Source organism: Streptomyces sp. NPDC015131 (genome assembly GCF_043079975.1).
Taxonomy (GTDB): Bacteria; Actinomycetota; Actinomycetes; order Streptomycetales; family Streptomycetaceae; genus Streptomyces.
The window spans coordinates 433,070-458,442 of sequence record NZ_JBIBVB010000005.1; the positions used below are offsets into that span (position 1 = coordinate 433,070).

Here is a 25,373-nt window from a genome sequence, read left to right on the forward strand (position 1 = left end):
CGTCACCCGCTCTCCGCCGCCGCGCGGGCGGCCCGTTCGCGGCGGTCCGCGGCCAGCAGGGCGAACGCCGGGACCAGGGTGAGCCCGTAGACGGCGAGCAGGACGCCGAAGGAGTCGGCGAACGCGCCCGGGACCAGCCCGTGGTGGGAGCGGGCGAACCGCTCCAGGACCACCGTGGCCACCGCGAGGGCGACCGTGCCGCCGATCCGCTGGACCAGGTTGAGCTGGGCGGAGGCGTCCGGGATGGAACGCGGCTCGATCGACTCGAAGGCGCGGGTCATCGCCGGGACGATGGTCAGGCCCGTGCCCAGGCCCCGCACCGCGAGCCCCGCGCACAGCAGCGGGTAGGAGGTGGTGTCCGACAGCGTCGTCAGCGGCACGGTCGCCACCATGGTGAGGACGATCCCGATGACGACGGTGGTGCCGCCGCCGATCCTCCGCATCACCGGGCGGCAGGCCAGGCCCGCGACGACCACCCCGAGCCCGCCGGCCGACATCAGCAGGCCCGTGGTGACCGCGCTCTCGCCCCGGGCCGACTCGAAGTACAGCGGGATCAGCATCATCGGCGAGAACAGGACGAAACCGAGGCAGAAGATCGTCGTCGCGGCCGTGCGGTAGACCCGGTGCGAGAACAGCCGCAGGTCCAGCAGCGGCGCGGCGGCGCGGAGCTGGTGCCGTACGAACACCGCGCCGCTCACCGCGGCCAGCACCAGCGGGACCAGGAACGCCGGACGGGCCGACAGCCCCGTACCGGCGAAGGAGTGCACGGCGAGGACCACGCCGACCGTGCAGGCGGCGGCGGTCACCAGGCCCAGGACGTCCAGCGGGCGGCCCCCGTCCGCCGGGGAGGACCGGCCGTCCTTCCGGACGCGGGTGGCGAGCAGGAGCAGCACGACGCACAGCGGGACGTTGACCGCGTAGACCGCCCACCACCCCCAGGCGTGCACGAGGAGCCCGCCGGCGGTGGGCCCGAGCAGCGGGCTGAGCAGCATGACGCTGCCGTTCAGCGCCTGCACCTGGCCCAGCCGTTCGCGCGGCATCCCGCTGGTGAGCAGGATCGTGGCGACCGGGGTGAGCACCCCCGCGGCGGCACCGGACAGGCCGCGCGCGGCGACCAGTTCGGGGAGCGTACGGCTGAGGGCGCAGGCCGCCGAGCCGGCGCCGAAGACCACGAGGGAGACGACGAAGACCCGGCGGGGGCCGAAGCGGGAGGCCAGCCAGCCCGCCGCCGGCATCAGGGCGACCAGCGCCAGCAGATAGGCGGTGACCACCCACTGGACCTGGGTGATGGCGCCGAAGCGGGCGGAGGTCTCGGCCAGCGAGACATTGACGATCGTGGTGTCCAGCTGGGCCAGGAACGCGCCGCCGATCGCCACGGCGATGGTGAGGGCGGCGGTGCGGCCCGCCCGGGCCGCACCGGGCGGGGGACCGGACGGGGCGGGGGGTTCGGTGCGTGCGGTGAGGGTCATGCGGGGACGTCCTTCGGGGGGCCGCCGGGCCCGCCCCGGCGGGGGTCCAGGGCCTCGGCGATGTCGGTCAGGAGGGAGCCGGCCGCGTCACGCGCGCCGGGGCGGTCGCGGCACGCCAGCGTCAGCTCGGTCGTCCCGCCGGTGCGGCAGGCGCTCAGGAACATCTCGGCGTACGGGACGAGCATCGGGAGCGTGCGGAACGAGGTGCAGCGGAACGCGGGCGTGCTGTACGCGCCGGGGTCCACCTCCCCGTGGTCGGAGACGATCGCGGTGCAGGGGAAGCGGGTGCCGTCCAGTCCGCGGGCCTCGTCCAGGCTGTTGGCGAAGGGGTTGCCGCGCAGGAAGTCCCCCTCCAGCGCGGCGACCTCCGCCTTGGCGAGCAGCGCCCGGACCAGCGCCCCGTGGACGCGCTTCCAGCTGTCGTCGCGCCGCAGGTCGAGGACCAGCCGGGAGGTGAGGTTGGCGGTGGAGCGCACCGCCGGGTCGTGGCGGCGCAGGTCCACCGGGACGATCAGCCGGCCGGTGTCGCCCGCCAGGTGGCGGGAGAGCGCGGCGGCGGCGCGGGCGGTGACCCCGGACGGCCCGGCCGGCACCCGGCGGCTCAGCCACAGCGGGCGCCCGCTCGCGGGGCCCCGGCCGAGGATCGCGGGCAGCCCGGTGAGGCGGGCGGCCCCGGGCGCCGGGGGCACGTCGCCCGCCGCCGCCCGGAAGTGGCCGTCGTCCACGGTGTCCGGGCAGCCTTCGGGCTCCTCGCCGCGCAGCGCCCGGAAGAGGTCCCCGATCCATGCGCGCAGGCCGCGCCCGTCGGTGACGACATGGCTGGCGCGGACCACCAGCCGGGGCCGCTCGCCCGGGATCAGGCCCAGCTCGCAGACCGGGCCGGTGACCACCGGCAGGTCGCGGTGGAAGAACGGGTGGTCGGTGCCGGTGCCCCCGGGCAGCTCCACCACCCCGGGGGCGGTGCCGCCGGCGCGCCACAGGGCGCCCCGGCGGCGCACCGCGAGACCGGGGCTCGCCAGGGTCGCCGCGCGGGCCGCCCGCCGCAGCGCGTCCGCGTCGAGCGCGCCCTCCCCCTCGATCACCATCTGGATGAGCTGGGGGGTGCCGGTGGCGGCGGCGTTGAGGTAGCCGCGTTCGATGGGCGAGATGCGGCGGGTGTAGGGCCGTACGGCGGTGGGGGTCATTCCTGCTCCAGGTGGTGGAAGCGCACCGGGGCGGGTGCGTCGCAGGCGAGGGCGAGGTGGAGGGGCGGCGCTCCGTCGGCCCACAGGACGAGGGAGCGCACCTGGTACGGGACGGTGCCGGTGGGCCGCCAGCCCGGCCGCCAGTCCGGCAGCCGGGTCCCGGCGAAGGTCTCCTTGGTGAGGTGGGACGCCTTGATGAGCGCCTCGCACTCGGCGAAGTCCCGGATGCTGGCCCGCCCCTGACGGCCCAGCAGCTCGCCCAGCCAGCGCAGCGCGTGCGGCCGGTCCCGCTCGTCCTGGATGTCCACGCCGATCGCACGGGCGGCGGGCGCCAGGGCCACGGCGCTGTACGCGGCGCAGTGCGCGACCGACGCGGCCAGGCCCAGGGCGGGCACCGACCAGCGCTTGTGGACGTCCCGCGCCAGCTCGGCGGGGGCGGGCCCGGCCCCGTACAGGGTGGTGAGCGCCCGGACGATCAGGGAGCGGCCTGATGCGGTCAGCCGCTGCCCCATCCGGTCGCGGGGCTGCCGCCGGTGCCGGGTGACCAGCACGTTCACCGCCTCCCCCGGGGGCGCGGGCCCGTCGGGCGCCAGGGTGTACCCGGTGGGGCCCGGGTCGATGGGCAGCCCCGTCGAGGCGCCCATCACACGTCCGGGTCGAGGACGGCCGCCGCGTACGCGCCGCCGAACGCGAAGCTGGACAGCAGCACCGGGCCGGTGGCGGCCCCGCCGGCGAGGGCGGCGACCAGGCCGAGGGCGCCCGCGCTGCCGTAGGTCTCGCCGGTCACCGCCTTCGGGACGGTGACCGGCCGGCCGGCGAGCCCGGCGCGGCGCAGGGCCGCCCGCTGCGCGAGGTCGACCAGCGGGTGCCCCGAGGCGGCCGAGACGACCGTGCCGACGCCCTCGGGGGCGAGGTCCGCCTCGGTGAGCGCGGCGTCCAGGGAGCGCGCCCAGGCCGCGCCGTCCCGGCCGATGCGGCCGATGCCCGCCGGTTCGCCACTGGCGCCGAAGCCGCGCGCCCGGGCCAGCACGCGGGCGCCCCGGGCGGTGGCCGCCTCCCGGCTCTCCAGCAGGACGGCGGCGGCGCCCTCGCCGAGGACGGTCCCGGTGCGGCCGCCCGGCACGATGCGCGGGGTCCGGGCGTAACCGGGCAGGGCCGCCTGGGTGGCGAGGGCCTGCGCGGGGAACTCGTCCGCGACCACGACCATGATCCGCTCGGCCGCGCCCCGGGCGATCACCCGGGTGGCGAGCTGGAGGGCGAGCACCGAGCTGGTGCCGCCGCCCGCGATGGTCGCGGTGTAGCCCCGGTAGCGGTGCAGCATCGCGACGTGCCCGGCGGCGGCGTTGACGACGGTGTTGGCGAACAGCGACGGGTTGGCCCCGGTGATGCCCGACCGCACCACGCCCTCGTGGAACTGGAGGACGGAGGTCACCGGCCCGTACCCGGTGGCGAAGACGACCCCGGTCGCCTCGGCCTCGGCCCGGGCAGGCTTGCCGTGCCGGGCGTACAGGTCGCCCACGGCGGACGCGGCGAGCAGGCTCAGCGGGTCCATGCGGCGGGCCCTGCTGGGGTTGATGCCCCGTGCGGCGGCCCGGATGTCGACCCGGCCCACGGGCACCTCCCCGATCCCCGCGACCTCCTCGACGGCGTCGTAGCAGGGCCGCCCCTCGGCGAGGGCGGCGACCAGCGCGTCGGTGCCGCCCGCCGACCCGGCCAGTCCCGCGACCCCGGTGACGACGACCTCGTGCACGGCGGCCCTGCGCGGCGGGCGGGAGCCGGTGAGGCCGGGCCGGTGGAGCACCACGGAGGCGTTGTTGCCGCCGAACGCGAACGAGTTCGACACCACCACGCCGGGGTGGACCGGGCGCCCGGTGTCCGGGACGACGTCCAGGCCGGACGGCGGGGCGATCCCCCGGGTGTTGATCGTGGGCGGCAGTGTGCCCCGGTCGATGGCGAGGGTGCTCACCACGGCCTCCACAGCCCCGGCCGCGCCGAGGGTGTGGCCGAGGATCGACTTGGTGGAGCTGGCGGGCGGGATCTCCTCGCCGAACAGCCGCCGCAGCGCCTTCGGTTCGGAGGCGTCGTTGGCGGGGGTGCCGGTGCCGTGCAGGTTCAGGTAGTCCACGTCGCCCGGTGCGAGGCCCGCCGTGTCGAGGGCCTCGGCCATGGCGGCGCAGGCGCCCTTGCCGCTGGGGTCGGGCGCGGTCTGGTGGTGGCCGTCGCAGGACAGCCCGTACCCGCCCAGCTCCGCGAGGACGCGGGCGCCGCGCGCGGCGGCCCGCTCCACCGGCTCCAGGACCATGAAGCCGGCGCCCTCGCCGAGGGTGAGGCCGGTGGACGCGGACAGCGGCGAGCAGGGCTCGGCGTCCAGAGCGCCGAGCGCGCTGAAGCCGTACGCGGACAGCTCGGCCAGCGGGTCGACGCCGCCGCACACCACCAGGTCCGCCTCGCCCTTCCACAGCAGCTCGGCGGCGTACCCCAGGGCCACGGCGCTGGCCGCGCAGGCGTTGGAGAGGACCACGCGGGGGCCGCGCAGGTCGAACTCGGCCGCGATCCAGTCGCCCACGCAGGGCAGTTGGGAGGCGACCGCCCGGGCGGCGTCCAGCCTGCCGTCCCGCACCAGGTCGCGGTGGGTGGCCTCCAGGGTCGGCATGGCGCCGAGGCTGGAGCCCACCACCACGGCCACCCGGTCGCGGTCCACGGTGTCCAGGTCGAGGCCGCTGCCCCGCAGGGCCTCGCGGATCGCGGTGCCGGCCAGGGCGTAGCAGCGGTCCAGGCCGGCGGGCTGGGGGGCGGTGACCATGCCCGCCCAGTCGGTGAGCAGTCCGGAGGTGTCGAAGAGGGTGTTGGTGCGGATGCCGGTGGTGCCGGCCGCGATGGACGCCCAGCCCTTCTCCAGGTCGTCACCGGCTCCGGTGATCAGTCCGAGGCCCGTCAGGGCGATGCTCGGGGGTGCGATGGCTGTCATGGCCGTGTCTCTCAGGCGATCTTGCTGGTGAGGGAGCGGGCGACCACCCGGGGCAGGGTCGCGGTGCGCAGCGGGTGGGGGCCGTCCGGCTCGCCGTCCGCCGCCAGGTCCAGGCCGGGCGCCCAGAAGGGGGCGTCGAGCACCGCCAGGACCAGTTCCTCGTCCGGGTTGGCGGCGGGCGCCTGGTACAGGACGGTGCCGACCGGCCGGCCGCCCGCGGTGACCGGCGTGCCCGGGGCGAAGCGGCTGCCGGCCGGGGCGGCGAGCGCGGTCAGGCGGGGGTCGGCCGCGGTCGGCGGGGTGAGGCCGTCGGAGCCGTGGAACTCGCCGGTACGGCTCCAGTCGATCATCCAGGCCACGTCGGCCGCGCCGGCGGTCAGGGCGCCGAACCCGGCCGCGTACAGGCCCATCCCGGCCTCGGCCTGCACCCGGGCCAGGCCCTCGGCGCCCACCTCGGCCCCGCCGCGCCCGGCGACGGCGGCGAGCACCGCCTCGTGGGCCGCGCCGGGCGCGTCCGACAGCAGCAGGTAGCCGTACTCGCCGGTGGTGCCGACGCGGGCCAGGTGGGCGGTCGCGCCGGGCACGCCCGCGGACTCGGTGAGGGCGTGCAGGGTCAGCCCGGAGATGTCGAAGTCGATGAACCCGGCGGCGACCGACCAGGCCAGCGGCCCCTCGAAGGCGGTGGCGCCCCAGCCCTCGGGGCGGATCTCGACGGTGACGCCGGGGGTCTCGAACTGGCCCAGGTACGCGTCGAGTTCGGTGTCCGTGACGGTGGTGCGCGGCAGCAGCCAGGACTCGTCGCCGAGCTCGAAGTGCAGCAGGATCGCGAACGGGCTCCCGTCGGCGTTCAGGGCCAGCGCCTCGCGGACCGTGTCCGGCTCCACATAGTCGGCGGACTTGGCGAGGAAGCCGTCGAGGAAGGTCAGCCGGTCGTCGCCGGTGAGCCGGACCAGCGGGGCGGTGACGCGGTAGGCGCCGACGGCGGTGCGCAGGGTGGCGTAGTCGTCGGCGGCGGTACGGGCGGCGGGGGCCGTGGCGGTGGTGGTGGCGGTGCTGGTGGTCATGGTGCTTCCGTTGCCTTTCGGGCGGTTCTTCGACGTTCGGTTCACGGCGGCGTCCGGTTCAGGACGGCGTCCGGGTCAAGGCGGCGTCCGGTTCAGGACGGCGTTCGGTTCATGGCGGCGTTCGGTTCAGGACGGCAGGGGGCCGTCGTGGACGGAGAGCAGCCAGGCGCTCTCCGGGGCGGCGGACACACCGCCGACGAGCAGGCCGGACGGGGTGGCGCGCAGCACCAGCTCGTCGTCCGGGGAGCCGGGCGCGGCGGGCCCACAGTGCAGCCAGCGCCCGCCGGAGAGGCGGACCGAGGCGCGCCGCGCCCACACCTGGCGGAAGTCGCCGGAGGCCGTCTCCCAGACCCGGCCGGCCGACTCCAGGACGACGGGCGTGACGACGGGGGCGTACGGGGTGAGCCACAGGACGCTCTCGCGGCCGGTGCCGCCCGCCCGGACGGCGACCCGGACGCCGCCGCCCTCCTCGGTGACGTCCCAGCCGAGGCCGGTGCCCGGGGCGTACAGCCCGAGCGGCTCCTTGTGCTCCCAGGCGCCGGGGGCGGGCAGGCCCCAGCCGAGCCCGGCGGCCCGGTCGTGGCGGCTGTTCTCCCGGGTCGCCCACAGCCCGGCGGACCAGCGGGGATGGTGGCCGTAGGAGCGGGTGCGGGGGTACGGGCTGCGCAGCACCCGGGTGGCGCCCTCCCGCCAGACGGTGACGCCGCCCGCGCGGGCGCTCACCTCCAGCCGGCGGTCGGCACCGGTGGCCCCGGTGGCCCCGGTGATCCCGGTGCCCGGCGCCTCCGGCTCGTACGGCTCGTACGGCTCGTACGGGCCGATCCCGGTGCGCAGCCGGGCCGTGCCGTCCGCGCCGAAGCCGGGGTCCCGCTCCAGGAGCGTGGCGTGGACCAGCCGGACCGGCCCCTCGCCCGCCGGGACGCCGACCCGGAGGCCGCTCCCCCGCCACGCCAGGACGCCGCCGGGCGGGACGGGCCGGGACGCGGCGACCACCTCGGAGGCGTCGCGCACCCCCAGGCCGAGCCCGATCGGCGACTCCGTGCCGTCGGGGCCGGTGAACACGCCCTGGCGCAGGCCCACGGTCTGGAAGATCCGGCCGGTGGCGGCGCCGGTCCGGGTGAACTCCTGGAGCAGGCCCGTGCCGTCGAGGGTGACCGTGCCGGTGACGGTGTCGCCGCCGTGCCGCTCGGTGACCCGGACCCCGCCGGCCACCGGCTCCAGCACGAGGTCGCGCGGCTCGCCCTCGCGCCAGCCGGCCGGGCGGTCGGCGCGGCAGCTCGGCCAGGTCGAGACGAGCACCGGGCCGTGGTGCCCGTCCGCCGTGACCCGCACGGTGCCGTCCTCGCCGTCCACCTCGCAGGTGAGGCCGCCCCTGGTGAACCGGTACGGGGCCGCTCCGCGCGCCTCCCGCACCTCGTACGGCGGCCGGGTGATCCGCAGCTCCCGGGCCTCGCCGCCGGGTCCGGTGAGGCGGGCCTCGCGCACCGCGCCCCGGTCGACGTCCACGGTGGCGTCCAGCCGGAACCCGCCGAGCGCCAGGGCGTAGCCGACGGTGCGGACCCCGTCCACCACCGTCACGTCGGAGCGGAGTTCGTCGTCGCGGGCCTCGGTGACGGAGGCGAAGCTGGTCAGCCCGCCGAGGGCGGCCGTGGCCCCCTCGCCGAGGTCGGCGAAGACGCTGCGCAGGACGAGCGGGATGTAGTTGTACAGCTCCACGTTCCCGTCCTCGCCGGGCACGGCCCGGCCCACGGAGACGCAGCCGACCCGCCGGTACAGGCGGAACGCCACGGTGTTCGCCGGGTTGACGGTGAGCCGCAGCACCAGGCAGCCGGAGCGCATCATCCACTCGACGGCCTCGGTGAACAGCCGTCCCGTGAGCACACCGCCCCGGTGGGCGGGGTGGACGAAGAACATGTCCGCGATCAGCTCACCGGCCCGGGCCGAGCGCCGGCCGGTGTGGTGGAACAGGCCGAACGTGCCCACGAGCCGCTCGTCGTCCACGGCCACCAGGAACGCCGCCGTCTCCCGCTCGACCAGCTCCCGGGCCAGCTCGGCGCCGGTGATGCCGCCGGCGACCGGGTTGGGGCTGTCGCGGTGGCGGTTGTACAGCTCCGCTATGGCGGGCGCGTCGCCCTCCTCGTACGGGCGGATCGTCAGGGCCATCAGGCACCTCCTTCCGTGTCCGGCATGGGTCAGCCCTTGCGGCCGGTGGTGACGACGAGCGTTCCGGCGGCGGCGAGTTCGGAGCCGACGCTCGCCCGGACCTTCACCTGGCGCAGCCCGCCGAGCCGCTGCCCGAGGCGGGCGTCCAGGGTCAGCTGGTCGCCGGGGACGACGAGCCGGGAGAACTTCATGGAGCTGATGGAGCCGAGGTAGCCGACGTTCCGCGAGACGTCGCCGCCGGGCGCGCCGGGCCCGCCGGGCCCGTCGCTCTCCGCCGACTCGAGGATCTCGGCGACGTAGACCACGGCGACGAGCTGGGCCATCGCCTCGACGATCAGCACGCCCGGCATGATCGAGTGGTCCGGGTAGTGCCCGGCGAAGAACGGCTCGTTGACGGAGACGCTCTTCACGCCGCGCCCGGAGACGCCCGGGACGACGTCGTACGCCCGGTCGATCATCAGCATCGGCCAGCGGTGCGGCAGCATCCGCTTGATGTCGTCGGACGAGTAGCTCAGCGCCCCGGTCGCGGGGGCCCCGGCGAGCGCGCGGCTCACGCCGCCGCCTCGCGGGCCTCGATGAAGTCGACCAGGGCGTTGATGGAGCCGAACGCCTCGAAGTCGTCGTCGCTGATCAGGACCGCGTACTCGTTGTTGACCATGACGACGATCTCCAGGGTGTCCAGCGAGTCCATCTCGAGGCCCCGGCCGAACAGCGGCTGGTTGTCGGAGACGACGGCCGGGTCGACGTCGAGCCCCAGCCGCTCGGTGATCATCGACTTGATCCGCATGTTCCTGGCGAGGCGGGCCTCGGCGCGGGTGCGGACGTCCTCGAACGCGGCGGTGGGCAGAGCGGTGGGCATAACAGTTCTCCTGAACCTGAACAAAGGGAGTGAGAGGGCTAGTTGGGGATCATTCCGCCGTCGACGGTGAGCACCTTGCCGGTGATGTACGAGGCGGCGGGGGAGGCCAGGAAGACGGCCGCCGAGGCCACCTCCCGGGGGGTCCCGGTGCGGCCGAGCGGGATCGCGTGGAGCGCCTCCTTCAGCCGGGCCGGCGGGACCTTCCTGACCATGTCGGTGTCGATGAACCCGGGCGCCACGACGTTGACCCGGATGCCGCGCGGCGCGGCCTCGTACGCCAGGGTCTTGGCCAGCGCGATCACCCCGCCCTTGCTGGCGGCGTAGTTGGCCTGCCCGGCCCGCCCGGCGATGCCGCTGGTGGAGGCGATCAGGACCAGGGCCCCGCCGTCCACGTACATCTGCTTGGTGGCCTCGCGGGCGGTGAGGAAGGCGCCGGTGAGATTGGTGCCGATGACCTCCTGCCACTTGCCGCTGCTCATGGCGGCCAGGTGGCCGTCGGAGGTCACCCCCGAGTTGAGGACGGCGACCCCGAGCGGCCCCCACTCGGCGCGGATCCGCTGGAACATCGCCATGACCTGCGCCTCGTCACCGACGTCGGCGCGGACGAGCAGCGCCTCGCGGCCCAGGGCCCGGACGCGCTCGGCGACCTCCTCCGCCCCGGCCGCGGAGGACCGGTAGTTGAGGGCCACGTCGCAGCCGGCCTCGGCGAGCGCCAGGGCGGTGGCCGCCCCGATGCCGCGCGAGGCCCCGGTGACCAGCGCCCGGGTGCCCTCGGGGAACAGGGTGCTCATGCCGCGCCCCCCGCCATGGCCGCGGTGACCGGGTGCGGGCCCGGGTCGAAGCCCCCGGCCTCGGTGCCGATGCCCTCGCGGGCGGCGGCCTCGACGATCACCCGGGCGACCGCGAGGTCGAGGATGCCCAGGCCGAACGGCGAGAAGACGACGAGCCGGTCGGTGTCCGGCGCGGCGCCCGGGCCCGCCGGCGCCGCGAGGATCCCGGCGAGTTCGGCGGCCACGAAGTCCCGGTGCCCGGCCTGCTGTTCGGCGCGGTGCAGCGAGGTCTGCTCCCGCAGTACGTGGTCGGTGTCGTCGACCACGTTGTACGCGCCGAGGACGGACGCCGGCGTGAGGTCGCGCAGCGACAGGTGGAGGATCACCTGGTGGCGGGGGCGGCCGGGGTGGGCGGCCAGGTCGAGCCAGTAGGTGGAGTCGGTGGTGGCGACGGAGACGGTGTCGGCGCCGAGCGCGGCGCCGAGGTCGCCGGCGGTGTAGCGGGGGCCGGGCCGTTCGGCGGCGAGCCGGGCGGCGAGGACCTCGGCCCGGCCGGGCACGGCGTCCTGGAGGACGACGGTCCGCAGCTCGGGGTGGGTGAGCGCGAGGAAGTCGAGGACGCGCCGGTTGATGGTGCCGCAGCCGATCAGGCCCACGGTGTGGACCGGGCGGTCGCCGTGCAGGGCCCGGCCGGCGAGCGCGGCGGACGCGGCGGTGCGGGACGCCGATATCCGGCTGGCCTCCAGGACGGCGGTGGGGTAGCCGGTGTCCAGGTCGTTGAGGATCTGGACCGAGGAGGCGCGCTGGAGGCCCCGGCCGACGTTGTCCGGGAAGGACGAGATCCACTTCAGGCCCATGACGGGCTCGGGTCCGCCCAGGTAGGCGGGCAGGGAGATGACGCGTGAGCCGGAGTCGCCGGGCGGGCGCAGGAACCCGGAGAACGGCACCTCCGAGTGGCCCTGGCCGTGCAGCAGGTACGCGGCGCGGACCGCGTCGAGCACGGTGGCGTCAAGGCCGCGGAGCGCGGCGGCGACGTCCTCGCGGCCGAGGATTCTCATGACAGGTCGGTTCCTTCACAACGGGGACGGAGAGGAGGGGGCGGGGGAGGAGGGGGGCGGGGGAAGGGGGGGCGGGGCCGGAAATCGGGGCGGCGGTCAGCCGAAGCGGGACTCGACCCAGGCGTCGCTGTAGATCGTGTCGAGGTAGCGGTCGCCGCCGTCGGGGAGGATCGCGACGCAGGTGGCGCCCGGTTCGATCCAGGAGGCGGCGTCCAGCAGGGCGGCCGTGACGGCGCCGGACGAGCCGCCCGCGAGGATCGACTCCTTGGCGAGGAGGCCGCGGCAGCCGCGTACGCAGTCGAGGTCGGTCACCTTCACCACCCGGTCCACCAGGCCGGGGCGCAGCAGCCGGGGCACCACGGCGGCCCCGTGGCCGGGGATGGTCCGGTCGTGGCCGTGCTCCCAGGGCTCGGGCGGGCCGAAGATCACGCTGCCGACGGCGTCGACGGCCACCAGCCGGGTGGGCAGGCCCTCGGCGGCGATGTACTCGGCGCAGCCGCGCAGGGTGCCGGTGGTGCCGGCGGCGGCGAACAGGTAGTCGGGCGCCTTGGGGAGGGCCTCGTGGATCTCGCGCATGGTGTGGTGGTGGGCGCGGGCGTTGTACTCGTTGCCGTACTGGTCGGGCCAGTAGGCGCCGGGCACCGTGCGCAGGAGTTCGCGCACCCGCCGGAGCCGGGCCGGCAGGTACTCGCCGGTCTCCGGGTCGCGGTCGACGACCTCGACCGTCGCCCCGTACGCCCGCATCAGGGCGACGTTCTGCGCGGTGGTGCGGGGGTCGACCACGCAGATCAGCCGGAGCCGGTGGAAGCCGCAGAGCTGGGCGAGCGCGATGCCCAGGTTCCCGGAGGAGGACTCCACGACGGTGGAGACGCCGGGCGTCAGCTCGCCCGCCGCCAGGGCGTGTTCGATCATCGAGCGGGCGGCGCGGTCCTTGATGGAGCCGCCCGGGTTGAACCGCTCGCACTTGCCCCACACCTGGAAGCGGTCCGGCGGGAACAGCCGGTCGAGGGCGACCAGCGGGGTGGCGCCGATCGTCGCGAGGATGTCCGGCTCGCGGGGCCGGGTCGCCGGGGCGGAGGGGGCCACGGTCATGCCGATACCTTTCTGCTGATCTGGAGCCGGAGTTCGCTGACGTACCGCTCGCCGTCGGCGTCCGTCAGCCAGGAGTCCTCCGGGTGGGGCAGCGGCTCGCTGAGCACCACGGCGGCGGCCGGGTCGAGGCGCTGCGCGCGGCGGACGAGGTTCGCGAAGGTGAGCACCAGGGTGGGGCTGGTGAAGTCGACCAGGGACGGCTTGGTCTCCTGGGGGAACTTCACGAACGCCCGGTCCGGCAGTCCGCTGCCGCGCAGCCAGCGCCGTACGGCGAGGTAGTCGCCCTCCCGGTCGGGCCGGGCGGCGAGCGGGATCTCCCCGGCCGGCACCCGCCAGGCCTCCCGGAAGAGGACGAGCCCGTCGAGGGTGACGCGCGGGGCGTGCGGCCGGTCGAGCCCGACCTTGAAGGCGTCCGCCGCGACGATCGACACCGGGACGGCGAGCAGCTCGGCCATGCTCCACACGCGCCCGTCGGGCGTGGTGGCGGTGACGGTGCCGTCCCGCTCGGCCAGGGTGATCGCGACGGCCGCGTCGATCCGGGAGCGGTCGCCGAACGGCGCCCGGGTGAAGCCGATCAGCCGGTCGCCGGCGCCGACGGGCGCGGGGACCAGGCGCCCGCTGTTGCGCTTCCAGTCCACCGGGAGCAGCGGCACCGCGCGCTCCGCGCCGATCACGGCGTTCACCCGGTCGCGCAGCGAGCCCGGGCCGCCGGTCCAGTCGAGGAACGGCAGGTCGCAGGTGGCGAGGCAGGCGTGCAGCTCGCCCAGGACGACGGTGTGGCCGCCGTCCCGGTGCCGGACCACCTGGAGGTCGGGGCTGTGCAGCGCCAGGTGCGGCGCGGTGACCGGCCCGGTGGCGAAGGCCGCACGGGCGCGGTCCTCGACGTCCCCGGTCTTCAGGTCCAGCGGTCCGGGGCCGGCCGGGTCCAGCACCTCCCGCCACTTGACGGCCAGTTCGCGGGTCGCGGTGCGCACCGGTTCGGCGCCGTCGCCCCAGAAGAGGCCGAGCACCCGGGGCCACACGTCGGCGAGCGTGACGGGGGAGCGCCGCGCGGCGGCGGCCCGGACCAGCGCGGCCACCTCCCGCTCGACCAGCCCGGCCAGCCGGTTGCCGAACCAGTCCGCCGCATCCGCCACCAGGGCGAGCGGCCGGGCGATGCCGTCCAGCAGACCGGTGCCGACCTCGACGCGGCAGTCGCGCACCGCGTCCTGGTAGCAGAGGGTGCGCCCGGCGTACGCCTTGCCCTCGTCGCGGGAGGCGTCCAGTCCGGTCGTACGGACGAAGAAGACGTCCAGCTCGTCCAGGCGCCGGGCCAGCTCGCCGGCGGAACCGGCCGTCTCCAGGGCGGCGCGGTGCCGGTCCAGCTCACCGAGGACGGCCCGGAAGCGGGCGGCCAGCTCGGGGTCGCCGACGGCGGCCACCCGCCGGCGCAGCACCTCCTCGGCGCGCACGTCGACGGGGATGTTGGCGTCCCAGGTCAGCACGCGCTGCCGGAGCAGCCGGTTCAGCACCGTCTCCACGTGCTCCCGCGCCCCGTCCGCGGGCAGACCCTCCCGGCGTACGAGGGCGTCGGCGATCGCGGCGCCGCTGCGCTCCCCGTCCGCGTACGCGAGGACCCGGCGGTCCTCCGGGCGCAGCCGCAGGGTGCGCCCGCCCGGCAGCAGCAGCCGGTCGCCGTCCAGGTGGACGTCGGGCCGCGGCAGCGGCGGGAACCACCAGCGGGCACCCGGCCGGGCGGCCATCCAGTCCGCGAGGGCGGCCAGCGCCCACCGCTCGAAGAAGACGCGGTCCTCGGCGACCAGCCGCTCGCCGTGGTCCGCGGTGAGCGCCCCGGGGCCGCGCCCCACGGACATCCAGGCGGCCGGCCCGAAGAAGCCGATGGTCTCGGCCTTGGCGCAGTAGCGCAGCCAGTACATGGCGAGGGTCCGTTCGCGCTGCCTGCGCTTGGACTCCTTGCCGGTGCCGGCGGCGAGCGCGTCGAGGACGCGGTACACGGTCCGGTTCTGCCAGGCGATGGCGGTACGGACCTTCTCGTCGCGGGCGAGGCCGGCGAGGCGGCGGGACTCGGCCTCGCTGTCGGCGCGGTACGCGGCGGAGAAGGCGCTCCCGGCGTCGTGACCGTCGCGGTGGTCCTCACCGGCTCCGGCCGCGTCACCGGCGCCGATCAGGCGGTCGGCCGCCGCCGCGGCGCGGGGGCCGCCGAGGAGGTCGACGCCCGAGGCGGGGAACCCGGCGCTGCGCAGCAGCCCCACGCCCCACACCCGCCACGCGCTGTCGCCGAGGGGGTGCAGCGGCCGGAAGTCCGCCCAGTCGTGCGGGCGCGGCGCCACACGGGTGCCGGTCATGCGACCCGCCTCTCCGGGCCGGCGGCGGACGCGCCGCGCAGCACCCGGGCGAGCCGGGCGACCCCCTCGGCGATGCGCCCCCGGGGCACATGGCTGAAGCAGAGCCGCAGCGCGTCACCGCACTCCCCGTCGAGCCCGAAGTGGGCGCCGGGCACGAAGGAGACGCCCTGCTCGGCGGCGGGCGCGAGGCCCGCGGTGTCGGCGCCGCCGGTGTGCCGCAGCCACAGGTAGAAGCCGCCGTCCGGCCGCCGCCACCGCCAGGGCCCGTCCGTGCCCAGTTCGGCGTCGAGCGCGTCCGCCATCAGGCCGCACCGCTCGCGGTAGCGCTCCCGGTAGGCGTCGATCAGGGTGTCCCACCCGCCCCGGGCGTGGAAGGCGGCGAGCGCGGCCTGCGCGAACGCCGAGGGCGACAGGGCCATCACCTCGGTCGTACGGCGCAGCGCCCCGGCGAGCGGCGCGGGCGCGGCGATCCACCCGCAGCGCAGGCCGGGCGCGAACACCTTGGAGAAGGTGCCGAGATGGAGGACGTTCTCCGGGTCGAGCCCCTGGAGCGCCGGGGTGGTGCGCCCGTCGAAGCCGAGCAGGCCGTACGGGTCGTCCTCGACGACCAGCAGCTCCGCCTCCCGCGCGGCGTCGAGCAGGTGGTGGCGGCGCTCGGTGGAGAGCGTGGCGCCGGTGGGGTTCTGGAAGGTCGGGTTGCAGTACAGCATCCGGACCCGCCGCCCCTCGGCGCGCAGCCGGGCCGCGGTCGCGCGCAGCGCCACCGGGTCGATGCCCTCCGGGTCCTCCGGGGCGGCGTACGGCAGCAGTCCGGCCGTGCGGAAGGCGGCGGTCGCGCCCGGGTAGGCGGGGGTCTGGCACAGCACGGTCTCGCCCGGTGTGCCGAGGCCGAGGGCGACGGCCAGCAGGCCCATCTGGGAGCCGGCGGTCGGGACGAGGTCCTCCGCGACCGGCCGGCCGCCCTCACGGGCCATCAGGTCGGTGATCGCGGGGACGAGGGCCCGGGCCACGTGCGGGGTGCTGTACTGGAGGGCGATCCGGCCGCCGAGCCGGGTGAGGCGGGCCAGCTGCCCGGACAGCTCCTCCAGGGGCAGCAGGTCCAGGTCCGGCAGGCCCCCGGCGAAGGAGATCAGGTCGCCGCCCCGCTCGAAGAGGCTGGGCATGCCCGCCGGGGCTCCGGCGTCGGTCCACATGTCGGTCAGCTCCCCGAGGGCACGGACGCGTCGTCCGCGAGCCGGGCCCGTACGGTCCTGAGCAGACCGGCCGGCGAGGTGAGCGAGAGGTCGGCGAGGTCGTCGGGGTCCAGCTCGACGCCGAACCGGTCCTCGACCGCCATCACCAGGGCGACGGTGTGCAGCGAGTCCACGCCGAGGTCCACGAGCGGGGTCTCGGGGTCGGTGACCCGGACGGCGCAGATCTCCTCGACGAGCTGGTCAAACTCCGGCTGGTGCATGGGTGTTCCTCAGGGGTGCGGTGGTGTCGGTGGTGTCGGTGGTGCCCGCTCCGGCGGCGGCCTCCGGGGCGTCCGGGACGGGTCCGGGTCCGGGTCCGGTCGCGGGTCCGGCGGCGCCCGGGACCGCGGCGGGCCCGGGTCCGGCGGCCTCCGGGCGTGCGGCGTCCGCGGCCTCCGGGGCCTCCGGGGCTTCCAGGGGCTCCGGGGCCTCCGGGGCTTCCGGGGCCTCCGGGGCGGCGAGCAGCCGGGCGACGGCCGCGCGGTCGGGCTTGCCGTTGGCGGTCAACGGCAGGGCGTCCAGCGGGACGATCCGGTCGGGCAGGCGGGCCGGGTCCAGGTGGCGGGCGAGCGCCTCGCGCACCTCCCGCGCGGTGAGCGCGGTCTGCACGGCGAGCAGCAGCGGGGCGTCCTCGGCGGCGGGGCGCGGGGCGACGGCGGCGTACACGCCGGGGACGCGCTCGGCGGCGTCCTCGATCTCGGCCAGCCCCACCCGTACACCGCGCCGTTTGACCAGGTCGTCGTCGCGCCCGGCGAAGTACAGCAGCCCGTCGACGCCGAGCCGGCCCCGGTCGCCGGTGCGCAGCTCCAGCGAGCCGTCGGCACGGCGCGCGTACCGGTCCTGCCGGTCCAGCGGCACGCCCCAGTACCCGGCCATCACGGTGTCGCCCCACACCACGATCTCGCCCGTCTCGCCCGGCGGCAGGGTCCGCCCGTCCGGGCCGGTGATCCGTACGTGGTCACCGGGGATGACGTGGCCGACCGAGTCGGGGTGGTCCGCGTACAGGGCGGGGTCGAGGACCGAGATCCGCTTGCACTCCGTCATCCCGTACATCGAGGCGAAGACCGACCCGGGGAAGGCGGCGAGCAGCTCCTCCGTCACGGCCCGGCTGGGCCGGGCGCCGGTGTTGGTGAACAGCCGGACTTTCGCGGGGCCGCGCAGCTTGCCGCTGAGCAGGGTGAGGATCCGCGCGAGCGAGGGCACCAGCGGGACGACGGTGACGCCGTGGCGCTCGATCGCCCGGACGAGGGCCAGGTCTCCGCCGCGGTCGGCGAGGACCAGGGTGGCACCGGCGTGGGCGCACAACAGGGCCTGGTAGAGCCCGTAGTCGAAGGAGAGCGGCAGCCGGCACAGCACCACGTCGTCGGCGCGGTGGCCGAGGCGGGCGTCGATCGCGCGCACGGCGGCGAGGACCTGCCGGTGGGGGCAGACGACGCCCTTGGGGCGGCCGGTGGTGCCGGAGGTGTAGATCAGCAGGGCGATCGCGCCGTCCGCGACCTCCACGGTCGTGGCGCCGCCGTCCGCGAACTCCCCGTCCGCGCTCCGGATCTCCTCCGCGGCCCGTGCCGGCTCCACGGCGGTCCGGGCGTCCGCGCCCGCCGCCGGGCGGCAGATCGCGAGCCCGGCCCCGCAGTCCCGCACGATGTGCCGCAACTGGTCGTCCGTCAGGTCGGGGTGTACGGGGACGAACACGGCCCCGGCCCGGAACGCGGCCCACATCAGCGCCAGGAACGTCCGGTCGCCCGGGCCCGCGTGGACGACCCGGTCCCCCGGGCGCACCCCCCGGCGGCGCAGCCAGCCCGCCGCCCGGTCCACCAGGGCGCCCAGCCCGTCGTAGGTCAGCGGCCCCTCGGCGTCGATCAGCGCGGTGTGCCCGGGGCGCTCGGCGCGGGCCCGTGCGAACAGCTCAGACACCGGCACGGTCGGCCTCCTCCGCCGGGGACGCCACGGCCGGGGGCGGCACGGCGCCGAGCCGGGCCCGGACCGCGTCCAGGTCGCGCGGCGCGGTGACGCGGACGACGTCCAGGTGACCCAGCCGGCGCTTGAGGAGGCCGGCGAGGGTGCGGGCGGGCGGCAGGCAGACCGTCACCCGGGGCGCCAGGCGGCCGAGTGCGTCCAGGCACCGGTCCCAGCGCACCGGGCGGACCACCTGCTCGACGAGGCGGCGCCGGATGTCGTCCGGCTCGGTGGCGACGGTGCCGTCCGCGTTGGACAGCAGCGCCCCGGCCGGGCGGCGGAACGGCGTCAGCGCGGCCGCCTCGGCGACGGCCTGCCGGGCGGGCTCCATGTACGGGGTGTGGAAGGCGCCCGCCACGGCCAGCGGCTTGACCGCGGCGGAGGGCGGCGGGGCGGCGGCGAGCCGCTCCAGGGCGGCCACCGTCCCGGCCGCGACGATCTGGCCGGGGCCGTTGAACGTCGCCGCGTACAGCCCGAGTTCGGCGATCCGGTCGAGGACGGCCGTCTCGTCGCCGCCGACCACGGCCGCCATCGAGGTGGGGGTCTCGGCGCAGGCGGCGGCCATGGCCCGGCCGCGCACGGCGGCCAGGCGCACGGCGTCCGCGGGGTCGAGCGCCCCGGCGTACACGGCCGCGGTCAGCTCCCCGACCGAGTGCCCGGCGGCCACCACCGGCTCCCCGGCCCCGCCGTACTGCGCGGCGCGCAGCGCCTCGTGGGCCAGGAGCCCGGCGGCGACCAGCAGCGGCTGGGCGTGTTCGGTACGGGCGATCTCGGCGGCCGGCGCGGTGGAGCCGAGGTGCGCGAGGTCCACGCCGGCGGCCTCGGACCAGGCCCGCAGCCGCTCGGCGTGCGCGGGGTCGCGCAGCCAGCCGGCCAGCATGCCCGGGGTCTGGGAGCCCTGCCCGGGCGCGACGATTGCGTACATGCGTTCGAATCTCCTTTCATGAGGTGCCGTGAGGTGCCGTGAGGTGCTGCTGGGGCTGCTGGGGCTGCGGGGGTTGCGGGGGTTGCGGGGTGCGGACGCCCGGCCGGGCGGGCCGGCGAGGTCAGGTGCGGCCGGTGCTCTTGCGGAAGCGGCGTACGGCCATGAAGGAGAAGGCCGCGAACCAGGCGACGGTGTTGACCACCGCCATGGCGAGGCTGGAGTGCTCGCCGCTGAACGAGTAGCCCTCGGTGAGGCCGTACCGGGCGAGCGTGGAGACGCCGAACATCGGCGAGTAGCGGGAGATCTCCAGCATGGTCCCGGACAGCGGGATGAAGAGGTTGCCGAGGAAGGCGAGCGCCGTCATGGTCAGGCCCGGCATGTGCATCACCGTGTCGGGCTTGAGGGCGAGCCCCATGGTGATGCCCAGGGCGGCGAAGACCGCCGCGCCGAGCCAGGCCACCAGCAGCGAGGTCACCCACACCGTGGTGGTGGCCTCCACCCCGGTGAAGGCGCCGAGCACCCCGACGATCGCCACCGGCACCGCCGCCATCAGGACCGAGGACAGCACCTTGACGAACAGGTAGCCGGGAGGCGCCAGCGGGGTGAGCGCCATCGTGCGCATCCAGCCGGACGCCTTCTCCACCGAGATGGTGGCCGCCGAGCTGACGGCCGCGGTCGCCGCGCCGTACACGGCGATGCCGGTCATCATCCACGCGGCGAAGTTCCCGTGCGGGAGCGTGGCCCCGTGGGGCGCCGTCCGGAACAGCGCGAGGTACAGCACGGCCGGCAGCAGCAGCGTGAAGATCGTGGTCTGCCGGTTGAAGCGGCGGCGCAGCTCGTAGCCGATGAAGGCCGGGTTGACGCCGCTGAACGGCGAGGTCCGTCCGCCGGGGGCGGTGGGGGCGGCGGGGCTCATCGGGTGCCCTCCTCGGGGGTGCGGCCCTGGTGGGTGACGGTTATGAAGGCTTCCTCCAGGCTGCGGGGGGTGACCTCGATCTCGGAGGCGGAGGTCTGCCCGACCAGCAGGCGCAGCAGGGCGTCCGAGTCGGTGGCGTCGAAGTGGTACCGGCCGCCGCGCAGGACGCAGGACCGCACCAGCGGCGACCCGGCGAGCGCGGCGGCGGCCCGCTCGTCGAGCACGGCCGACACGGTCCGGCCGCTGAGCGCGGACCGCACCTCGGAGACCGACCCGTCGGCGACGACCCGGCCGCGGTCGATCATCACCACCCGGTCGGCGAACCGGTCCGCCTCCTCCATGTAGTGCGTGGCGAACATGACCGTCATCCCGCGCTCCGCGTCCTCGCGCACCGCGGCCCAGAAGTCCCGGCGGGCGACGACGTCCATCCCGGCGGTCGGCTCGTCCAGCACCAGCAGCTCGGGCCCCGGGAGCAGCGCGAGGGCGAACCGCAGCCGCTGCTGCTCGCCGCCCGAGCACTCCGCGACCCGGCGGCCCCGCAGCCCGTCCAGCCCGGCCCGCCCCAGCGCCGCGTCCGGGTCGGAGCCCGGGTGCAGCGAGGCCAGCATCCGTACGGTGGCCTCGACGCTCAGGTCGGGCAGCAGCCCGCCGCTCTGCAGCACCGCGGCCACCCGCCCGGAGCGCACCGCCTGCCGCGGCTCGCCCCCGAACAGCTCGACGGTGCCCTCGTCGGGCCGGGTCAGCCCGAGCAGCATGTCGATGGTGGTGGTCTTGCCGGCGCCGTTCGGTCCGAGGAACGCCACGACCTCGCCCCGCCGGACGCGCAGGTCGATGCCGTCGACGGCGCTGAAGCGCTTCCCCTTGGCATCGGTGAACCGCTTCACGACCGAACGGAGCCGGACGGCATCCGGGGACGTCACCTCCTCGGACACCGGGCGCGGTCGGGCTGTGATCATGTGGAGTCCTCACCATTCGACGGGGTTGGCCTGGCGGAGAACCACTCTCCCCGCCCCCGCTATCCGCCCCTGCCCGCCCGGCTATCCGGCGGCTATCCGCCCGCCCGGCCCGCTCCGGCCCGCCCCGCCTCGCCCCGCCAAACGCGAGAACCCCCCGGTCGCGTCACCGCGAACCAGGGGGTTCCTGAGGAGTGGAGCCTAGGGGAGTCGAACCCCTGACATCTGCCATGCAAAGACAGCGCTCTACCAACTGAGCTAAGGCCCCGGGACGGCCGCCGCGCGGCACGTGCCGGGACCAGAGTACCGGGTGCCGGGGGGTTCCTCGCAAAAGGTTTGGGACTCCCGGTCGACGACCACTCTCCGTAGGATGCTGGACGAGGTTCGCAGCAGCGAACCGCAGCGATGGGGAGACGCAATGGACACAGCACAGCAGGAAGCGACCGCGAGAGCCAGAGAGCTTCAGCGCAGTTGGTACGGGGAGCCGTTGGGGGCGCTCTTCCGCAGGCTCATCGACGACCTGGGCCTCAACCAGGCCCGCCTCGCCGCGGTGCTCGGGCTTTCTGCTCCGATGCTCTCCCAGCTGATGAGCGGCCAGCGCGCCAAGATCGGCAACCCGGCCGTGGTCCAGCGGGTGCAGGCCCTCCAGGAGCTGGCGGGGCAGGTCGCGGACGGCAGCGTGAGCGCGGTCGAGGCCACCGACCGGATGGACGAGATCAAGAAGTCCCAGGGCGGATCGGTGCTCACCGCCAGCGGCCAGACGACGCCCGGTTCCGGGGCGCCGACCGTCCGCCGCGTGGTGCGCGAGATCCAGTCGCTGCTGCGCTCGGTGGCCGCCGCCGGGGACATCATCGACGCGGCCGACTCCCTCGCCCCCACCCATCCCGAACTGGCAGAGTTCCTCCGGGTGTACGGCGCCGGGCGCACCGCGGACGCGGTCGCCCACTACGAGTCGCACCAGAGCTGATCGAGCGGGTACGGAGAGACTGGGAGCGGGCGCGGCGCCATGGGTGAGGTCTTCGCAGGACGGTACGAACTGGTCGACCCGGTCGGCCGCGGGGGAGTCGGTGCCGTCTGGCGGGCCTGGGACCACCGCCGGCGGCGGTACGTGGCGGCGAAGGTGCTCCAGCAGAGCGACGCGCACACCCTGTTGCGCTTCGTGCGCGAGCAGGCGCTGAGGATCGACCATCCGCACGTCCTCGCCCCGGCGAGCTGGGCCGCCGACGACGACAAGGTGCTGTTCACCATGGACCTGGTGACCGGCGGCTCCCTGGCGCACGTCATCGGCGACTACGGCCCGCTGCCGCCCCGGTTCGTCTGCACCCTGCTCGACCAGCTGCTGTCCGGACTGTCCGCGGTGCACGCGGAGGGGGTCGTGCACCGTGACATCAAACCGGCCAACATCCTGCTGGAGGCCACCGGGACCGGACGGCCGCACCTGCGGCTGTCCGACTTCGGGATCTCCATGCGGAAGGGCGAGCCCCGGCTCACCGAGACCAACTACGTGGTGGGGACGCCCGGTTACTTCGCGCCCGAGCAAATGCTGGGCGCCGAGCCGGACTTCCCCGCCGATCTCTTCGCGGTCGGCCTGGTGGGCCTGTACCTCCTCCAGGGCCGCAAGCCCGACTCCCGTGCCCTGATCGAGCACTTCGCCGCACACGGCACCCCAGGCGCCCCGCAGGGCGTGCCGGAGCCGCTGTGGCAGGTCCTCGCGGGGCTGCTCCAGCCCGATCCGGCGGCCCGGTTCCGTACGGCCACGGGCGCGCGCAAGGCGCTGACGACGGCGGCCGAGCTGCTGCCCGCCGCCGAGGCGGGCGAGGAACCGGTCGAGGTCTTCGACCAGATCGGCCCGCTCCCCGCCGGGTACGGCCCCGGCGGCCCCGTCCCGGTGGAGCGCCCGGAGCCGACGGACACCGGCAGCTTCCCGCTGGCCCCGCCCCGCCCCGGCCACGCCCCGGCCGCCCCCACGCCCCAGACACCGACCTCGGCACCGGCCCAGGCCCCCGCACCGGCACCGGCCCACGCCCAGGCCCCGGCACCGGCACCGGCACCGGCACCGGCACCGGCCGCAGCACCGCACCAGGCCCCCGTTCCGGCACCGGCGCCCGCCGCGAGCGCGCCCACCACCCGGCTCGTACCGCCCGTGCCGTACGCCCCGACGGCGACGCCCACGCACCCGTACACCGGCCCCGCTCCCGTACCGCCCGGACCGACCGGACCGAGCGGACCGAGCGGACCGGCCATGTCGGGCGGGCCCACCGGACCGGCCCGGCGACCGGGGCCGCCCGCCAAGGTGGCGATACCGGTCCTGCTGGTGGCCGCGGTGTGCTTCGCGGTCGGCATCTGGGCGCTCACCCAGGTCTGAGCCCGCACCACCCGCACCACTCGCGCCCCACCATCACCAGGCGCCCCGCCGCCACCACGCGCCCCGCCGCCACCAGGCGCCCCACCGTCACCAGGCGGGCACCCGTCACCAGGCGGGCGGCCCGAACCCCGGCGGCGGGGGCGACATCCCCGGCCCGGCCCCGGGCCCCGCACCCGGCGAGCCACCCGGTCCCGGCCCCGGTCCCGCACCGGCCGCCGCCACCCTCCGCCGGGCCAGCAGGGTCCAGGCGCCCAGCCCGAGCACCAGCGCGGTGCCGGTGCCCAGTCCGGCCACGGCGACCAGCCGCATCGTGCCGCTGCGCTCCGCCTCCGGGACGCTCAGCCCGCCGGCCGCCGCGTCCTGGTCCGCCTCCGTCACGTCGAAGATCCCGGGCGGCCCGTCGTACGCCGGCCCGGCCTGCGGCTCGCCCTCCACGCTGATCCACAGCGTCAGCCCGTACGGCTTCTCGCCGAACTCCTCGCCCACCTCGGGGCTCAGGCTGACGCGCAGGTAGTACCAGCCGGCGAACCGGGTGTCCTCGAACTTCGCGGCGGAGTCGAACCGGTTCTCGTACTTCACCGGCGGCATCGGGTCCAGTCCGGCCGACTTCTGCTTGCCGTCGTAGCTGACCGACTCGGAGCTGCTCACCGCGCCCTGCATCGGGTTGAACAGCGTCACGGCGAGGGCGCTGCCGACGAAGCCGCCGCCCGCCGAACTCCCCAGGTCCGCGCTGGCGTACAGCTGCTGGCCCCAGTCGACGGGCACCCGGTAGAAGCGCGACCGGCCGGGTTCGATCCGGTCGGTCCACTCGCCCTCGGTGAGGCCGGTCGCGTCGTGGAAGCCCGCGCCGCCGGCCCGCTCGCGGGGTGCGCCGGCCGGCGCGGGGGGCGAGGCGCTCGGCCAGTTCTCCGGGGCGGCGGTCGGGCCCTCGGACTTCGGGCGGGGTTCGAGCCGGTGCCGGATCTCCAGGTCCCAGGGCTCACCGGCGGGGGCCCCGTCCTTGCCGGCGCGCTCGACGACGACGTAGTACGTGCCGGCGTCCTGGCAGGAGGTGCTGTCCCGGTCCAGCGTCCGGTGCGCGTAGGCGGCCACCGGCCGGGGGAACTCGGCCGCGCCGAAGCGCGCGTCGTTGGAGCTGCAGTCGTAGCCGTTGCGGTCCTGGAGGGACACCTTGAGGCTGTCGAAGGTGCCGACCTCGCTGCCGGGGCGCGGCACGGCGACCGCCGAGACGTACGCGTTCGTCCGGGCGTCCAGGTCCAGGCGGTAGACGCGCTTGGCGCCGGTGGTGACGGAGTCCTTGTACGCGCCCGAGGCGTCCAGGACGGGCGCCTCACTGGTGGTCGCCGCGCCGCTCACCGGCCGGATGCCCTCCGCGAAGGCGTACCCCCCGGCCGCCCCTGGCTCCGCCGCCCACGCCCCGCCCGGCAGGCCCGCCGTCAGGACCACCGCCGCCGCCATCGCGGCCGCGACCGGCACCGCCGGGCGCACCCGGCCGCCCCTCCGCCTCATCACGCGCCTGCCCCTCGTCCCTCCACTTTCCCGGGCCATCCTGCCCCGCGCGCCCCACCGCTGTCTGCGCGGGCGGCCGAATCGTCACCCGGCGCACACACGGAGCCGGACGGCACCCCGGCATTCACAAACGCAACAACAACCTTCCCGGCAGCAAAGGGGCCTACGGCAACGGGCCCCGGCCGCCTCTCGGCGGCCGGGGCCCGTTCGCAGACTGCGTGCGTGCGTCTCACACACCGGAACCAGCGGGCACGGAGTCGGTCGCCTCCGTCCACAGGTCCTGCTCGGCGCGGTCCGCCTGGATCTGGCGGTACACGAGGAGTCCGCCGATGGCGGCCAGTGCGACCAGGAGAAGCTTCTTCACCGCGCGACCTCGTCTTTCCTTGACGTAGAAGACCCTTATGGCGCCCGACTATACACACCGACCGATACCGTTCGGTGACCTACGCCCCCGCCCCCGCTACCGCCCCCGCGCCATCCCGAAAGCACTCAGGACGGCTGAGTACCTGCGCTCTGGTCGCCCCCGCGACGGTCCGAAACGCTGG

At 76.1% G+C, this 25,373-nt stretch carries 22 protein-coding genes and 1 tRNA gene; 2 read left to right on the forward strand and 21 right to left on the reverse strand.

The window, feature by feature from the left end:
* Positions 1-2: 2 nt before the first annotated feature.
* The 19 genes from ACF08D_RS22150 to ACF08D_RS22240 all read right to left on the reverse strand — a co-directional run bounded on the left by ACF08D_RS22150 (position 3) and on the right by ACF08D_RS22240 (position 21,222).
* Positions 3-1,469 carry a DHA2 family efflux MFS transporter permease subunit gene (locus ACF08D_RS22150; RefSeq protein WP_392224459.1) on the reverse strand — a complete coding sequence of 489 codons (1,467 nt, stop codon included), beginning with the start codon at positions 1,467-1,469 and terminating at the stop codon, positions 3-5.
* Positions 1,466-2,653 (reverse strand): hypothetical protein, encoded by a 1,188-nt coding sequence (locus ACF08D_RS22155; protein WP_392224460.1) that lies wholly within the window; start codon positions 2,651-2,653, stop codon positions 1,466-1,468. Before ACF08D_RS22155 ends, ACF08D_RS22150 begins: the two co-directional genes overlap by 4 nt.
* Positions 2,650-3,297, reverse strand: coding sequence for a hypothetical protein (locus tag ACF08D_RS22160; protein WP_392224461.1), 648 nt, complete (start codon positions 3,295-3,297; stop codon positions 2,650-2,652). Before ACF08D_RS22160 ends, ACF08D_RS22155 begins: the two co-directional genes overlap by 4 nt.
* Positions 3,297-5,621: a beta-ketoacyl synthase N-terminal-like domain-containing protein gene (locus tag ACF08D_RS22165; protein WP_392224462.1), complete on the reverse strand. Its 2,325-nt coding sequence runs from the start codon at positions 5,619-5,621 to the stop codon at positions 3,297-3,299. Before ACF08D_RS22165 ends, ACF08D_RS22160 begins: the two co-directional genes overlap by 1 nt.
* A gap of 11 nt (positions 5,622-5,632) precedes the next feature.
* Positions 5,633-6,685, reverse strand: a complete 1,053-nt coding sequence (locus ACF08D_RS22170; RefSeq protein WP_392224463.1) for an aminomethyl transferase family protein — start codon at positions 6,683-6,685, stop codon at positions 5,633-5,635.
* A 126-nt stretch (positions 6,686-6,811) separates the two neighbouring features.
* Positions 6,812-8,848 (reverse strand): GNAT family N-acetyltransferase, encoded by a 2,037-nt coding sequence (locus ACF08D_RS22175; protein ID WP_392224464.1) that lies wholly within the window; start codon positions 8,846-8,848, stop codon positions 6,812-6,814.
* 29 nt (positions 8,849-8,877) lie between these two features.
* A complete protein-coding gene (gene fabZ, locus ACF08D_RS22180) occupies positions 8,878-9,402 on the reverse strand; it encodes a 3-hydroxyacyl-ACP dehydratase FabZ (protein WP_392224465.1) in 525 nt (174 codons plus the stop codon).
* Complete coding sequence (locus ACF08D_RS22185; RefSeq protein ID WP_392224466.1) at positions 9,399-9,707, reverse strand: acyl carrier protein; 309 nt, start codon at positions 9,705-9,707, stop codon at positions 9,399-9,401. The genes fabZ and ACF08D_RS22185 overlap by 4 nt, the downstream gene beginning before the upstream one ends.
* 38 nt (positions 9,708-9,745) lie before the next feature.
* Positions 9,746-10,498: a 3-oxoacyl-ACP reductase FabG gene (fabG, locus tag ACF08D_RS22190; RefSeq protein ID WP_392224467.1), complete on the reverse strand. Its 753-nt coding sequence runs from the start codon at positions 10,496-10,498 to the stop codon at positions 9,746-9,748.
* Positions 10,495-11,535 carry a 2,3-diaminopropionate biosynthesis protein SbnB gene (gene sbnB, locus ACF08D_RS22195; RefSeq protein WP_392224468.1) on the reverse strand — a complete coding sequence of 347 codons (1,041 nt, stop codon included), beginning with the start codon at positions 11,533-11,535 and terminating at the stop codon, positions 10,495-10,497. The genes fabG and sbnB overlap by 4 nt, the downstream gene beginning before the upstream one ends.
* Positions 11,536-11,631: 96 nt before the next feature.
* Positions 11,632-12,627 carry a 2,3-diaminopropionate biosynthesis protein SbnA gene (gene sbnA, locus ACF08D_RS22200; RefSeq protein ID WP_392224469.1) on the reverse strand — a complete coding sequence of 332 codons (996 nt, stop codon included), beginning with the start codon at positions 12,625-12,627 and terminating at the stop codon, positions 11,632-11,634.
* On the reverse strand, positions 12,624-14,972 hold the full coding sequence (locus ACF08D_RS22205) for a lantibiotic dehydratase (protein ID WP_392224470.1): 2,349 nt from the start codon (positions 14,970-14,972) through the stop codon (positions 12,624-12,626). The genes sbnA and ACF08D_RS22205 overlap by 4 nt, the downstream gene beginning before the upstream one ends.
* A complete protein-coding gene (locus tag ACF08D_RS22210; protein WP_392224471.1) occupies positions 14,969-16,165 on the reverse strand; it encodes a PLP-dependent aminotransferase family protein in 1,197 nt (398 codons plus the stop codon). The genes ACF08D_RS22205 and ACF08D_RS22210 overlap by 4 nt, the downstream gene beginning before the upstream one ends.
* 5 nt (positions 16,166-16,170) lie before the next feature.
* Entirely contained in the window at positions 16,171-16,425 is a 255-nt protein-coding gene (locus ACF08D_RS22215) for an acyl carrier protein (protein WP_392224472.1), read from the reverse strand.
* Positions 16,406-18,124, reverse strand: a complete 1,719-nt coding sequence (locus ACF08D_RS22220) for a class I adenylate-forming enzyme family protein (protein ID WP_392224473.1) — start codon at positions 18,122-18,124, stop codon at positions 16,406-16,408. Before ACF08D_RS22220 ends, ACF08D_RS22215 begins: the two co-directional genes overlap by 20 nt.
* A complete protein-coding gene (locus ACF08D_RS22225; RefSeq protein WP_392224474.1) occupies positions 18,111-19,085 on the reverse strand; it encodes an ACP S-malonyltransferase in 975 nt (324 codons plus the stop codon). The genes ACF08D_RS22220 and ACF08D_RS22225 overlap by 14 nt, the downstream gene beginning before the upstream one ends.
* A gap of 121 nt (positions 19,086-19,206) precedes the next feature.
* Positions 19,207-20,001: an ABC transporter permease gene (locus tag ACF08D_RS22230; RefSeq protein ID WP_392224475.1), complete on the reverse strand. Its 795-nt coding sequence runs from the start codon at positions 19,999-20,001 to the stop codon at positions 19,207-19,209.
* Entirely contained in the window at positions 19,998-20,957 is a 960-nt protein-coding gene (locus ACF08D_RS22235; protein ID WP_392224476.1) for an ATP-binding cassette domain-containing protein, read from the reverse strand. The genes ACF08D_RS22230 and ACF08D_RS22235 overlap by 4 nt, the downstream gene beginning before the upstream one ends.
* 192 nt (positions 20,958-21,149) lie before the next feature.
* Positions 21,150-21,222: transfer RNA gene (locus tag ACF08D_RS22240), tRNA-Ala, on the reverse strand.
* A 150-nt stretch (positions 21,223-21,372) separates the two neighbouring features.
* Between ACF08D_RS22240 and ACF08D_RS22245 the strand changes: the two genes are divergently transcribed.
* Positions 21,373-21,921 (forward strand): helix-turn-helix domain-containing protein, encoded by a 549-nt coding sequence (locus tag ACF08D_RS22245; RefSeq protein ID WP_392224477.1) that lies wholly within the window; start codon positions 21,373-21,375, stop codon positions 21,919-21,921.
* Between the two features lie 39 nt (positions 21,922-21,960).
* Entirely contained in the window at positions 21,961-23,319 is a 1,359-nt protein-coding gene (locus ACF08D_RS22250) for a serine/threonine-protein kinase (protein WP_392224478.1), read from the forward strand.
* Between the two features lie 105 nt (positions 23,320-23,424).
* Here ACF08D_RS22250 and ACF08D_RS22255 read toward each other — a convergent pair whose 3' ends face one another.
* Entirely contained in the window at positions 23,425-24,828 is a 1,404-nt protein-coding gene (locus ACF08D_RS22255) for a hypothetical protein (protein ID WP_392224479.1), read from the reverse strand.
* 229 nt (positions 24,829-25,057) lie between these two features.
* Entirely contained in the window at positions 25,058-25,192 is a 135-nt protein-coding gene (locus tag ACF08D_RS22260; protein WP_003958712.1) for a DLW-39 family protein, read from the reverse strand.
* Positions 25,193-25,373 lie beyond the last annotated feature (181 nt).

Excerpts from the sequence above, each read along its gene's own strand:
- ACF08D_RS22150 (WP_392224459.1), bottom strand. The coding sequence starts at position 1,469 with ATGACCCTCACCGCACGCACCGAACCCCCCGCCCCGTCCGGTCCCCCG.
- ACF08D_RS22155 (WP_392224460.1), bottom strand. The coding sequence starts at position 2,653 with ATGACCCCCACCGCCGTACGGCCCTACACCCGCCGCATCTCGCCCATC.
- ACF08D_RS22160 (WP_392224461.1), bottom strand. The coding sequence starts at position 3,297 with ATGGGCGCCTCGACGGGGCTGCCCATCGACCCGGGCCCCACCGGGTAC.
- ACF08D_RS22165 (WP_392224462.1), bottom strand. The coding sequence starts at position 5,621 with ATGACAGCCATCGCACCCCCGAGCATCGCCCTGACGGGCCTCGGACTG.
- ACF08D_RS22170 (WP_392224463.1), bottom strand. The coding sequence starts at position 6,685 with ATGACCACCAGCACCGCCACCACCACCGCCACGGCCCCCGCCGCCCGT.
- ACF08D_RS22175 (WP_392224464.1), bottom strand. The coding sequence starts at position 8,848 with ATGGCCCTGACGATCCGCCCGTACGAGGAGGGCGACGCGCCCGCCATA.
- ACF08D_RS22185 (WP_392224466.1), bottom strand. The coding sequence starts at position 9,707 with ATGCCCACCGCTCTGCCCACCGCCGCGTTCGAGGACGTCCGCACCCGC.
- fabG (WP_392224467.1), bottom strand. The coding sequence starts at position 10,498 with ATGAGCACCCTGTTCCCCGAGGGCACCCGGGCGCTGGTCACCGGGGCC.
- sbnB (WP_392224468.1), bottom strand. The coding sequence starts at position 11,535 with ATGAGAATCCTCGGCCGCGAGGACGTCGCCGCCGCGCTCCGCGGCCTT.
- sbnA (WP_392224469.1), bottom strand. The coding sequence starts at position 12,627 with ATGACCGTGGCCCCCTCCGCCCCGGCGACCCGGCCCCGCGAGCCGGAC.
- ACF08D_RS22205 (WP_392224470.1), bottom strand. The coding sequence starts at position 14,972 with ATGACCGGCACCCGTGTGGCGCCGCGCCCGCACGACTGGGCGGACTTC.
- ACF08D_RS22210 (WP_392224471.1), bottom strand. The coding sequence starts at position 16,165 with ATGTGGACCGACGCCGGAGCCCCGGCGGGCATGCCCAGCCTCTTCGAG.
- ACF08D_RS22215 (WP_392224472.1), bottom strand. The coding sequence starts at position 16,425 with ATGCACCAGCCGGAGTTTGACCAGCTCGTCGAGGAGATCTGCGCCGTC.
- ACF08D_RS22225 (WP_392224474.1), bottom strand. The coding sequence starts at position 19,085 with ATGTACGCAATCGTCGCGCCCGGGCAGGGCTCCCAGACCCCGGGCATG.
- ACF08D_RS22230 (WP_392224475.1), bottom strand. The coding sequence starts at position 20,001 with ATGAGCCCCGCCGCCCCCACCGCCCCCGGCGGACGGACCTCGCCGTTC.
- ACF08D_RS22235 (WP_392224476.1), bottom strand. The coding sequence starts at position 20,957 with ATGATCACAGCCCGACCGCGCCCGGTGTCCGAGGAGGTGACGTCCCCG.
- ACF08D_RS22245 (WP_392224477.1), top strand. The coding sequence starts at position 21,373 with ATGGACACAGCACAGCAGGAAGCGACCGCGAGAGCCAGAGAGCTTCAG.
- ACF08D_RS22250 (WP_392224478.1), top strand. The coding sequence starts at position 21,961 with ATGGGTGAGGTCTTCGCAGGACGGTACGAACTGGTCGACCCGGTCGGC.
- ACF08D_RS22255 (WP_392224479.1), bottom strand. The coding sequence starts at position 24,828 with ATGAGGCGGAGGGGCGGCCGGGTGCGCCCGGCGGTGCCGGTCGCGGCC.